A 9,587-nucleotide genomic window follows, 5' to 3' on the forward strand; every position below is an offset into this window, starting at 1 on the left:
GACTCGAGGAGGGACTCCATGAGCGTGCGGCCCGCGGTGCTTCAGTCCCTGGTGGGGCGGGCCAGACGCAAGCTCGCCTCCGCGCTCTGGGCCGGCTCCCTGGAGCACCTGCGCTCCATTCCCTTCCGGGACGCCGGCCACGGCTACGACGTCTTCGGGTACGAGCCCCTGCACGCGGCGCTCTCCCTGTCCGTGCTGGAGCGGCTGCACCGGTACTGGTTCCGCGTCCAATCCCACGGCACGGAGCACGTTCCCCGAAAGGGCCCGGCCCTGCTCGTGGGCAACCACTCGGGCACGCTGCCCTTCGACGCGATGATGGTGTGGACGGACGTCATCCTCCGGTGCCAGCGGCTGCCCCGGACGGTGGCCGACAACTTCGTCCCCGCCCTGCCCTACGTGAGCACGATGTACGCGCGCTCCGGCGTGGTGGGTGGCTCGGAGGGCAACGTCCGCGCGCTGCTCGAGGCGGGCGAGTTGCTGCTCATCTTCCCCGAGGGCGTGCCCGGCATCATCAAGCCCTTCCGCGAGCGCTACCAGCTCCGGAACTTCCGCGTGGGCCATGCGGAGCTGGCCATCCGCTACCGGGCGCCCGTGGTGCCGGTGGGCATCGTCGGCGCGGAGGAGCAGATGCCGCAGGTGGCTCGCCTGCCCGTGCGGGTGTCCACCCTGCCCTACTTCCCCGTGCCGCTCACGCCCCTGCCGCTGCCGGTGCGCTACCACCTGCACTACGGCGAGCCCCTGTCCCTCCACGAGGGACTGCGCCCCGAGGACGCGGACGATCCGGAGGTGGTGCGCCGCGCCGCCGAGCGCGTCCAGCACGCCGTCCAGGCGCTGGTGAACGAGGGTCTCCGGCTGCGCAAGGGGGTGTTCCGGTGAGCGCGCACCCGGAGTGGCGAAGTCCCCGGGGCGTCCTGGTGCTCGGTGCGAGCACGCCCGTGGGAGCGCGGCTGTGCCGGAGCCTGCTGGAGGACCCGGCCCTGCGCGCGGTGATGGCCGTGGGCCTGGAGCCTCGTGAGCGGGTGGACCTCCCGGAGGATCCGCGGCTGACGTACCACCGGGTGGACCTCACCCGCGCGCGGCCGGTGCATGATCTGCTCTTCGGCACAGCGAGAGATCTCGGCGTGGACGTGATGGTGCACCTGGCCCTGCACCGGGCCAATGACTTCGGGGACCGGGTGCACGTGCAGAACGTGGAGTCGCTGCGCTGGCTGCTGTCCCTGTCCGAGCGCCACCCCACCCTGCGGCGCCTGGTGTTCCGCTCGCATGCGGAGGTGTACCGGGTGGAGCGGGGCCTGCCGGCCCTCATCACCGAGGACCATCCGCTGGAGCTGTCCGCCGATGCGCCCCAGTGGGTGAGGGATCGCGTGGAGGCGGACCTGCTCGCGTGCTCGCGGATGGGGATGATGGCCGGACTGGAGCTCGCCGTGCTGCGCTGCGCGGAGGTGCTGGCTCCCCACGAAGGCTCTCAACTGCACGACTACCTGAGCGCGCCGGTGTGCCTGCGCTCGGCGGGGTTCGACCCCATGCTCAACGTGCTGACGCGGGAGGATGCCACGGAGGCGCTGAGGCTGGCCGTGTACGCCGGGGGGCTCCAGGGCCTCTTCAACATCCCCGGCGCGGACACCCTGCCCCTGTCCGCCTGCATCCGCCTGTCGGGGCGGCTGGACATGCCAGTGCCGGGACCGCTGCTGGCGCCCGTCTACGAGGCCCGGCGGCGGCTGAGGGGCACCCCGTTCTCCTACCGCATCAACCGGGGCCGCTTCCATTTCGCGGCCGTGCTGGACGGCGCCCGGGCCCGCCAGGGCCTGGGGTACGAGCCCCGCCACCGGGTGGCCTGGCCCTCCGGGCAATGAACGCCGGACGGAAGGCGCAACATCTCCGCAAAGAAAGCGGCGAAGGCCGCAAGATGGGGTAAGCCTCGGGTTCCACGCCCCCCGGGGCCGCGGAGGGAAAGCATGCCGACGGAGTCGCCGCAGAAACGTGAGCCGCGCCACTTCTCGATGATTCGCACCTTCACGCCGGCGGACTTCGTCACGCTGGGCAATGCCTTCTCGGGCGCGGGCTCCATCCTGGCGCAGATGCAGTACCTGGCCACCGGGCTGCCTCACTGGATGTGGCTGGCCTTCGGACTCCTGCCGCTGGCCTTCATCCTCGATGCCCTGGACGGCCGCATCGCGCGCTGGCGCTTCCAGTCCTCGCCGCTGGGAGCAGACCTGGACTCGCTCTCGGACGTCATCTCCTTCGGCATGGCGCCCGCGGCGCTGGCCTTCGCCATGGGGCTGCGCGGCACGCTGGACGTGGTGGTGCTGCTCTACTTCGTGGGCTGCGGCATCAGCCGCCTGGCGCGCTTCAACGTCACCGCCGCCACCCTCTCGGACGGCACGGGCAAGGTGAAGTACTTCGAGGGCACCCCCATCCCCACCAGCCTGGCACTGGTGATGGTGCTCGCCTTCTTCTTCTGGAAGGGCCACACCGGCGACACGCTCCCCTTCGGCGTGTGGGACGTGGGCCCCTTCCAGTTCCATCCCATCGTGCTGCTCTACTTCGCCAGCGGCAGCGCGATGATCAGCAAGACGCTGCGCATCCCCAAGTTCTGAGGAGGCGCTCAGTCCTGATCCGGCTTGGGCATCTGGCCGAAGCCCTGGAAGATGGACTGCACGTTGTTCATCAGGGACATGCGCGACATCTCCCGGATGGCCTGCTCCTCGGGGGACACGGCGGGCGTGCCCGCGGCCTGGGTGGAGCCGGTAGCCGCCTCCTGCCGGGCGGCGGAGACCGTCTGGGAGACGATGTCGCGGCCGGAGACGGCGGGGGCGTTGGCCGGACGGATGGCCACACCACCGCTGACGCTCGCCTGCACGCGCGACAGGAAGCTCGTGCTCGAGGCCCCTCCCGCCGTGGACGTGGCCGTCGTCTGGGTGGGCACGCGGGGACCGGTGAGGCCATTGATGGTGGACATGGAGTCTCCAGGGGGGACACCGCCCGGACGGGTGGCGGGTCCTGATTCCATTATCGCCGATGCCGCTCCAGAGTTGCGTGGAGACGGGCGCCGCGACGAACAAAACGGTCACGAGAGGCAAGCACACCCTCGAGTTCGACGCGAATGGCTTTCCCAGATTCGATACCCGGTTCGAGACCCTTCTGGACGACATCCACATCGGCAGCGGCCGGCCGACACAGCATTTCAGGGCCGCCAATACCAGGCTCGCCCAGGCGATCAAGGGAGACCCCGATCTGGCCAGGCAGCTCGGGCTCGGCCCGAAGGATGTCGAATTGCTCCTGGTTTCGGACGCCCCCCCGGGAGGCTACCTCTGGCATCACCACCAGGACGTTGGAAGGATGCAACTCATCGAACGAGCCCTCCATAAGCTCTCCCTTCCCCATACGGGAGGGATGGCCATCTGGGGAGGCGGGTACTGACGATGCCCATTCAATGGAGGAAGTACCTCTGGGATGAACCCCGGCTGGCGACTCCCCAGGAGTTCGAGCAACTCGAACACCAGTGGGGTGTCACGCTCCCAGAGGACTACAAGCGTGTGGCCGCCACACATCAGGGCATGACGCCCGAGCCAGGAGTCTTCGACGTGGGGCGGGGAACCAACGTCATCAGCGTCCTGCTGACGGTCAGCGGAGATGCCGGACAGGATGATTATTCCGCCCAGGGCGCGTTCGAGGTTCTGAAGCCGCATGTCCCCGAGGGCCTCTACCCGTTCGCCGAGACTCCGGGTGGAGAGTTCGTCTGTTTCGATTACAGGGAGTCCCAACGCCCTCCCAGGATCGTCCTCATCACCGTGGAGATGGACATCCATCCCATTGCCGGCAGCTTCTCGGAGTTCCTGACCGCGCTGCACTCGGAAGACACAGCACCCTGAGTGGCGGGCAGCCAGCCGCGGCTCCCCTCTCCCTGAGCGGAAGTGGACCGCGTATGTTCCCCCCATGGAACACCCCAGGAAGGTAGCGACCGCGCTCACGATCGCGGGCTCGGACAGTGGTGGAGGCGCGGGCATCCAGGCGGACCTGCGCACCTTTTCGTTCCACCGCGTCCATGGCACCAGCGCCCTCACCGCGCTGACGGCCCAGAACACCCTCGGCGTCACCCGCGTGGACGTCATGCCCCCCGAGTCCGTCGCGGCCCAGATCGACGCCGTGGCCTCGGACATCGGCATCGGCGCCGCCAAGACGGGCATGCTCGTCAACAGCGCCATCATCTCCACCGTCGCCGAGCGCGTCCGCACGCTCGGCATCACCCCGCTCGTCGTGGACCCCGTCATGGTCTCCCGCGCGGGCTCCCGCCTCATCGACGACGAGGCCGTGGCCGCCCTGCGCGAGCTGCTCATCCCCCTGGCCACCCTCGTCACCCCCAACCGGCACGAGGCCCAGCTGCTCGCGCGCCTGGAGCTCCACACCCTGGAGGACATGCGCGAGGCCGCACGCCGCATCCACCGGCAGGGCGCCAGGGCGGTGCTCGTCAAGGGCGGCGCCATGCCCGGCGCCCTGTGCGGCACCGACGTGTGGTTCGACGGCGAGCGCATGGAGACCCTCCACCTGGCCTCCGTGGAGACGCCCAACACCCATGGCACCGGGTGCACGCTGTCCGCGGCCATCGCCGCCAACCTGGCCCTGGGGCTCGGACTGCTCGAGGCCACCCGGCAGGCCAAGCAGTACGTCACCCGGGCCCTCCAGCACCCCCTGGCGCTCGGCCGGGGCAATGGCCCCATCGGCCATTTCTTCCCCTTGCTGGATTCCTGAGGATCCGGCGGCGCTTCGGGCTATGTGCGGGCCCATGAGCACGCACGAAGAGCCTGCCCCGAGCCTCTGGGCCTCCCTGAAGGAAGCCGTCCGGGGCACCGAGCAGGACTTCACCGAGGCCCCCGTGGGACGAGCCATCCTCCTGCTGGCCGTCCCCATGGTCCTCGAGATGTTGATGGAGTCCGTCTTCGCCATCGTGGACGTCTTCTTCGTGTCCCGCCTGGGCGCCGAGGCCATCGCCACCGTGGGCCTCACCGAGTCCATCCTCGCGCTGCTCTACGCGCTGGCCATGGGGTTGAGCATCGGCGCCACGGCGATGATCGCCCGGCGCACCGGGGAGAAGGATCCGGACGCGGTGGCGCGCGTGGCCGTGCAGACCATCGGCCTGGGCGTCCTCGTCTCCCTGCCCATCGCCGTGGCCGGCGTGGTGTTCGCCCAGCCCCTGCTCTCGCTCCTGGGCGGCTCGCCCTGGGTCGTGGAGCACGGGTTCCGCTACACGCAGCTCCTCCTGGGCGGCAACGTCATCATCCTGCTGCTCTTCCTCATCAACGCCATCTTCCGCGGCGTGGGGGATGCCGCCGTGTCCATGCGCGTGCTGGGGCTCGCCAACGCGCTCAACATCCTGCTGTGCCCGTGCCTCGTGCTCGGCCTGGGGCCCTTCCCGGAGCTGGGCGTGGTGGGCGCGGCCATGGCCACCACGATCGGACGCGGGGCGGGCGTCTGCTACCAGTTCTACCGCCTCTTCCGGGGCACCCCCCGCGTGGCCATCCGCCGCCAGCACCTGCGCTTCGAGCCGGCCACCATGCTCGCCATGCTCCGGCTGTCGGGCAGCGCCACCTTCCAGACGCTGCTGGGCACCGCGAGCTGGACGGTGCTGGTGCGCATCGTCGCGTCCGCCGGCAGCGCCGCGGTGGCCGGCTACACCATCGGCATGCGCATCATCGTGTTCGCCCTCCTGCCCTCGTGGGGGATGAGCAACGCCGCGGCCACGCTGGTGGGGCAGAACCTGGGCGCCCGCAGGCCCGAGCGCGCCGAGCAGGCCGTCTGGCGCGCGGGCTTCTACAACATGGTGTTCCTCGGCTCGGTGGGGCTCGGCTTCATCCTCTTCGCCGAGCCGCTGATCGCCACCTTCACCCGGGAGCCTCCGGTGGCCGCCATCGCCGTGCGCTGCCTGCGCATCGTGAGCGCCGGCTTCCTCTTCTACGCCTACGGCATGGTGCTCACCCAGGCGCTCAACGGGGCCGGGGATACCACCACCCCCACGCTCCTCAACCTCCTGTGCTTCTGGGGCATCGAGCTCCCGCTCGCCTGGCTGCTGTCCCATCCCCTCGGGTTCGGTCCCTCGGGCGCCTTCGCCTCCATCGCCGTGGCCTTCTCCGTCTTCGCCCTGCTGGGGGCCTGGGTGTTCCGGCGCGGACGGTGGAAGCTCCAACGGGTGTAGGCCTCCTGGCACTCCGAGCGAACGAGCGTTGGACATCGCGCCGGGTGGATCGATGATGGGACCGGTCCGCTCCCCCAGGCGGGTTAGCATGGTGAAACGATGAGCAAAGCCGCACCGGGTCGACGACCGGACTCCGCGCAGGGCCGCTCCCGCTCGCGTGCGCTCGTGGCCGAACGGGCGCTGCATGCCAGCAACGCCCTGCTCCAGGCCCTCACCGAGGCCCAGCTCGAGTTCATCGGGGGCAGCGACGCCCACGTGCTGTTCGACAAGCTGCTCACCGTGCTCCTGGAGCTGACGGAGAGCGAGTACGGCTTCATCGGCGAGGTGCTCCACGACGAGCAGGGCGCCCCCTTCCTGCGCAGCCACGCCATCACCAACATCGCCTGGACGGACGAGCTGAAGGCGCTCTACGAGCGCAGCGCCGTGCAGGGCATGGACTTCCACAACCTCAAGACGCTCTTCGGCCGGGTGCTCACCACCGGGGAGTCCCTGGTGGCCAACGAGCCCGCGACGAACCCCCACGCGGGCGGACTTCCCCCTGGCCACCCGGCCCTGAATGCGTTCCTCGGCCTGCCCCTGAAGTCCGGTGACGAGCTGGTGGGCATGGTGGGCATCGCCAACCGCCCCGGCGGCTACGGCCCCGAGCTCATCGAGTTCCTCCAGCCCTTCGTCGCCACCTGCTGCAGCATCATCCTGGGGTGGCGCAGCCGGCAGCAGCAGAAACACACCGAGGCTCTGCTGCGCCAGCGCGAGGAGGAGCTCCAGCGCCACAAGGACAACCTGGAGGAGCTGGTCCAGAGCCGCACCGAGTCGCTGCTGCACACCACCGTGGCGCTCGAGGAGCGGCAGGCCCAGCTGCTCCACTCCGAGCGCATGGCCTCGCTGGGGCAGCTCGTGGCCGGCATCGCCCATGAGATCAACAACCCCCTGGGCTACATCACCAGCAACCTGGCCACCCTCTCCCAGTACCTCTCCGTCTTCACCGAGCTGCTCCGGCTCCACCGCGAGCTGGCGGACGGGCTGGGAGAGCTCCAGGGGCCCCAGGCCGAGCTGCTCCAGCGCATCCGCACCCTCGAGGAGCAGGAGGACCTCGAGTACCTGCTGGGGGACGTGACCGAGCTGCTCAACGACTCGCGCGAGGGCGCCCACCGCGTGGCGGACATCGTGCAGAGCCTCAAGGCCTTCGTCCGGGAGGACTCCAAGCAACCGGAGCTGGTGGACGTGAACAAGGAGCTGGCCACCACGCTCAAGGTGGTGTGGAACCAGCTCAAGTACCGGTGCGAGGTGAAGTGCGACTACGCCCAGGTGCCGCCCATCCTCGGCCGCCCCGCCCAGCTCAACCAGGTGTTCACCCACCTGCTGCTCAACGCCGTCCAGGCCATTCCCGAGCGCGGCGTCATCCAGGTCAGCACCCTGCACGAGGGGGACGAGGTGCTCATCCGCATCTCCGACACCGGGCATGGGATGACGCAGGAGCTGCTCTCGAAGATCTTCAGCCCGTTCTTCACCACCAGGCCGCCCGGCAAGGGCGCGGGGCTGGGCCTGTCCATCAGCGAGGGCATCATCACGAGCCACCAGGGCCGCATCGAGGTGAAGAGCCAGTTCGGCCAGGGCAGCACCTTCACCGTCCGGCTCCCCGTCGCGAAGGATCTCTGAGCGGGCGCCCGGTCCGCCCGCCCGTCCAGCGGCCCGGCCACCGGGCGCCGAGAACCCCGCCGTCACATCTCGAGGAGCGCCGCATCCATCTCCCAGGAGGAGGAGCGCATGCCGGAGCTTCGAGGAACGGGAGTCTGGTGGAAGGTGCTGCTCACGGCCAGCGCCCTGGCGCTTCCCGCGGGGGCGGCGGACGGGCCGGGAGTGGGCCAGCCCCTGCCCGGCTTCACCGGGAAGGATCTCCTGGGCCAGGAGCACTCGAGCCAGGAGTACACGGGCAAGCCCACGCTGCTCGTCGCCATCACCGACAAGGACGCCGGTGACGAGATGCGGCGGTGGTTCGAGGCCGCCGATCAGCACGCCCCCGGCGGCGTCCAGCGCGAGTCCATCATCTCCCTGCACCTGCCCTTCTTCGTGGGCATGGGCACGGTGCGCCGCCGCGTGCAGGCCCAGGTGCCCCGGCCCTTCTGGGAGGACACCCTGCTCGATCGCAATGGCGCCCTGGCCGGCACGCTGGGACTCGGCTCCAGCCAGGAGCCCTACGTCATCGCCCTCGACGCCCAGGGCCGGGTGCTCGCCGTCGTGAATGGCAAGGCCGATTCGCCCCAGGCCTCGCGCATCTGGTCATCGCTCGACAAGACACCGGGCACGGAAGAAAAGTAGAAATGACGCAACCCGAAACGCTTCACTTGCGATAATCTAATGACCGCTTTTCTTGGCGCTCGAGACCGGAGGCCCCGCATGTGGATCGAAACCATCGTCATGCCCCGGGAAGAGCCCGCCGCCCACTATCGCCCCGCGCCCCAGCGGGACCGCACGGCCGTCCACGCGGCGGCGTGTGCCCTGGGTGAGCAATTTCGCGACACCGTGCTGAGCTACCTCCAGTCCCATTCGCTCATGGACTCGGTGAAATGGGTCAGCGCTCCGGGGAGCATCCCCCTCGTGACGCTTCACTGCACCTCCACCGTGTTGGAGCAGCTTCAGCGAGAGCCCCGCTTCGAGGCGGGCCGCTCCCTGACGTTCCCGGCGTACTGAAAGCCCTGACGAGCGGAGATGAGTCGAAAAGCCTCTGACTGGTAGACGTCTACCAGTGAGGTGTGCATCTTCCCTACATCACTGGTAGACGTCTACCAGTGGGTAGACACAGAGCTGCCGCCAACACTCATGCCGAGAGAGGCCCTCACGCATGACTCCTCGCGCACTCTGAGTCAGGCAGTGCGCCCCATGAAAGACCTCTGCCCGACGTGAGTCACCGCCTCCCGTGCCTCCTTGTGCGACCCACCGAAGACGACGTTCCGCCAGGGAAGAGAGAAGAGACCAGCTTCTGCTAACCTCCCCACGCTGGAGGTAGAGCCGATGACAGGACTCCCGCGGTTATCCACCTGCGGCCTCGGAGGGAGGGTGTCGTGAAAGCCAAACCGGTGGAGGAGGTGCTACCTCCAGACAGCGTGGTGGGTGGCTACCGCATTGAGCGCAAGCTGGGCGCCGGGGGCCAGGGCCGGGTGTACCTGGCGTGGCGAGAGGGGCGAGCGTACGCGCTCAAGTTCATCCACCTGGAGCACGTGGGAGACTGGGGCTGGCGCGAGCTCTTCATCCTGCTGAGCCACTCGTTCGCCTACGTGGTGAAGCTGGTGGGCCACCTGAAGTGGCCGGAGGACAGGCCCGAATTCCTGGTACTCGTCATGGAGTACGTGGAGGGCCGCCCGCTGCACCGCTGGGCGCAGGAGGACAACCCCTCGGCGCG

12 protein-coding genes are annotated in these 9,587 nt (G+C 69.3%); 11 read left to right on the plus strand and 1 reads right to left on the minus strand.

Annotated elements, in window-relative coordinates; translation table 11 throughout:
* Positions 1 to 18 precede the first annotated feature (18 nt).
* The 3 genes from AC16DP_RS16180 to AC16DP_RS16190 all read left to right on the plus strand — a co-directional run bounded on the left by AC16DP_RS16180 (position 19) and on the right by AC16DP_RS16190 (position 2,597).
* Complete coding sequence (locus AC16DP_RS16180) at positions 19 to 876, plus strand: lysophospholipid acyltransferase family protein (protein ID WP_483956787.1); 858 nt, start codon at positions 19 to 21, stop codon at positions 874 to 876.
* Positions 873 to 1,853, plus strand: a complete 981-nt coding sequence (locus AC16DP_RS16185; protein WP_483956788.1) for an NAD-dependent epimerase/dehydratase family protein — start codon at positions 873 to 875, stop codon at positions 1,851 to 1,853. Before AC16DP_RS16180 ends, AC16DP_RS16185 begins: the two co-directional genes overlap by 4 nt.
* Positions 1,854 to 1,955: 102 nt before the next feature.
* Complete coding sequence (locus AC16DP_RS16190; RefSeq protein WP_483956789.1) at positions 1,956 to 2,597, plus strand: CDP-alcohol phosphatidyltransferase family protein; 642 nt, start codon at positions 1,956 to 1,958, stop codon at positions 2,595 to 2,597.
* An 8-nt stretch (positions 2,598 to 2,605) separates the two neighbouring features.
* On the opposite strand, the gene AC16DP_RS16195 is transcribed toward AC16DP_RS16190, so the two are convergent.
* Positions 2,606 to 2,959, minus strand: a complete 354-nt coding sequence (locus AC16DP_RS16195) for a hypothetical protein (protein WP_483956790.1) — start codon at positions 2,957 to 2,959, stop codon at positions 2,606 to 2,608.
* A 77-nt stretch (positions 2,960 to 3,036) separates the two neighbouring features.
* Here AC16DP_RS16195 and AC16DP_RS16200 point away from each other — a divergent pair, with 77 nt between their 5' ends.
* From AC16DP_RS16200 to AC16DP_RS16235, 8 genes are all read left to right on the plus strand, one after another.
* The gene (locus AC16DP_RS16200; RefSeq protein ID WP_483956791.1) at positions 3,037 to 3,420 is read left to right on the plus strand and encodes an HNH endonuclease; all 384 of its coding nucleotides are present in this window, start codon (positions 3,037 to 3,039) and stop codon (positions 3,418 to 3,420) included.
* A gap of 2 nt (positions 3,421 to 3,422) precedes the next feature.
* On the plus strand, positions 3,423 to 3,872 hold the full coding sequence (locus AC16DP_RS16205) for an SMI1/KNR4 family protein (protein ID WP_483956792.1): 450 nt from the start codon (positions 3,423 to 3,425) through the stop codon (positions 3,870 to 3,872).
* Between the two features lie 64 nt (positions 3,873 to 3,936).
* Complete coding sequence (gene thiD / locus AC16DP_RS16210; RefSeq protein ID WP_483956793.1) at positions 3,937 to 4,749, plus strand: bifunctional hydroxymethylpyrimidine kinase/phosphomethylpyrimidine kinase; 813 nt, start codon at positions 3,937 to 3,939, stop codon at positions 4,747 to 4,749.
* A gap of 34 nt (positions 4,750 to 4,783) precedes the next feature.
* Positions 4,784 to 6,190, plus strand: a complete 1,407-nt coding sequence (locus tag AC16DP_RS16215) for an MATE family efflux transporter (RefSeq protein WP_483956794.1) — start codon at positions 4,784 to 4,786, stop codon at positions 6,188 to 6,190.
* A 99-nt stretch (positions 6,191 to 6,289) separates the two neighbouring features.
* The gene (locus AC16DP_RS16220; protein ID WP_483956795.1) at positions 6,290 to 7,846 is read left to right on the plus strand and encodes an ATP-binding protein; all 1,557 of its coding nucleotides are present in this window, start codon (positions 6,290 to 6,292) and stop codon (positions 7,844 to 7,846) included.
* 108 nt (positions 7,847 to 7,954) lie between these two features.
* A complete protein-coding gene (locus AC16DP_RS16225) occupies positions 7,955 to 8,506 on the plus strand; it encodes a TlpA family protein disulfide reductase (protein WP_483956796.1) in 552 nt (183 codons plus the stop codon).
* A 78-nt stretch (positions 8,507 to 8,584) separates the two neighbouring features.
* Complete coding sequence (locus AC16DP_RS16230) at positions 8,585 to 8,878, plus strand: hypothetical protein (protein ID WP_483956797.1); 294 nt, start codon at positions 8,585 to 8,587, stop codon at positions 8,876 to 8,878.
* A gap of 371 nt (positions 8,879 to 9,249) precedes the next feature.
* On the plus strand, positions 9,250 to 9,587 hold a 338-nt coding region (locus AC16DP_RS16235), incomplete at its 3' end, for a protein kinase domain-containing protein (protein WP_483956798.1).

This window comes from Archangium sp., assembly GCF_057119385.1.

Excerpts from the sequence above, each read along its gene's own strand:
- AC16DP_RS16180 (WP_483956787.1), top strand. The coding sequence starts at position 19 with ATGAGCGTGCGGCCCGCGGTGCTTCAGTCCCTGGTGGGGCGGGCCAGA.
- AC16DP_RS16190 (WP_483956789.1), top strand. The coding sequence starts at position 1,956 with ATGCCGACGGAGTCGCCGCAGAAACGTGAGCCGCGCCACTTCTCGATG.
- AC16DP_RS16195 (WP_483956790.1), bottom strand. The coding sequence starts at position 2,959 with ATGTCCACCATCAATGGCCTCACCGGTCCCCGCGTGCCCACCCAGACG.
- AC16DP_RS16205 (WP_483956792.1), top strand. The coding sequence starts at position 3,423 with ATGCCCATTCAATGGAGGAAGTACCTCTGGGATGAACCCCGGCTGGCG.
- thiD (WP_483956793.1), top strand. The coding sequence starts at position 3,937 with ATGGAACACCCCAGGAAGGTAGCGACCGCGCTCACGATCGCGGGCTCG.
- AC16DP_RS16215 (WP_483956794.1), top strand. The coding sequence starts at position 4,784 with ATGAGCACGCACGAAGAGCCTGCCCCGAGCCTCTGGGCCTCCCTGAAG.
- AC16DP_RS16220 (WP_483956795.1), top strand. The coding sequence starts at position 6,290 with ATGAGCAAAGCCGCACCGGGTCGACGACCGGACTCCGCGCAGGGCCGC.
- AC16DP_RS16225 (WP_483956796.1), top strand. The coding sequence starts at position 7,955 with ATGCCGGAGCTTCGAGGAACGGGAGTCTGGTGGAAGGTGCTGCTCACG.
- AC16DP_RS16230 (WP_483956797.1), top strand. The coding sequence starts at position 8,585 with ATGTGGATCGAAACCATCGTCATGCCCCGGGAAGAGCCCGCCGCCCAC.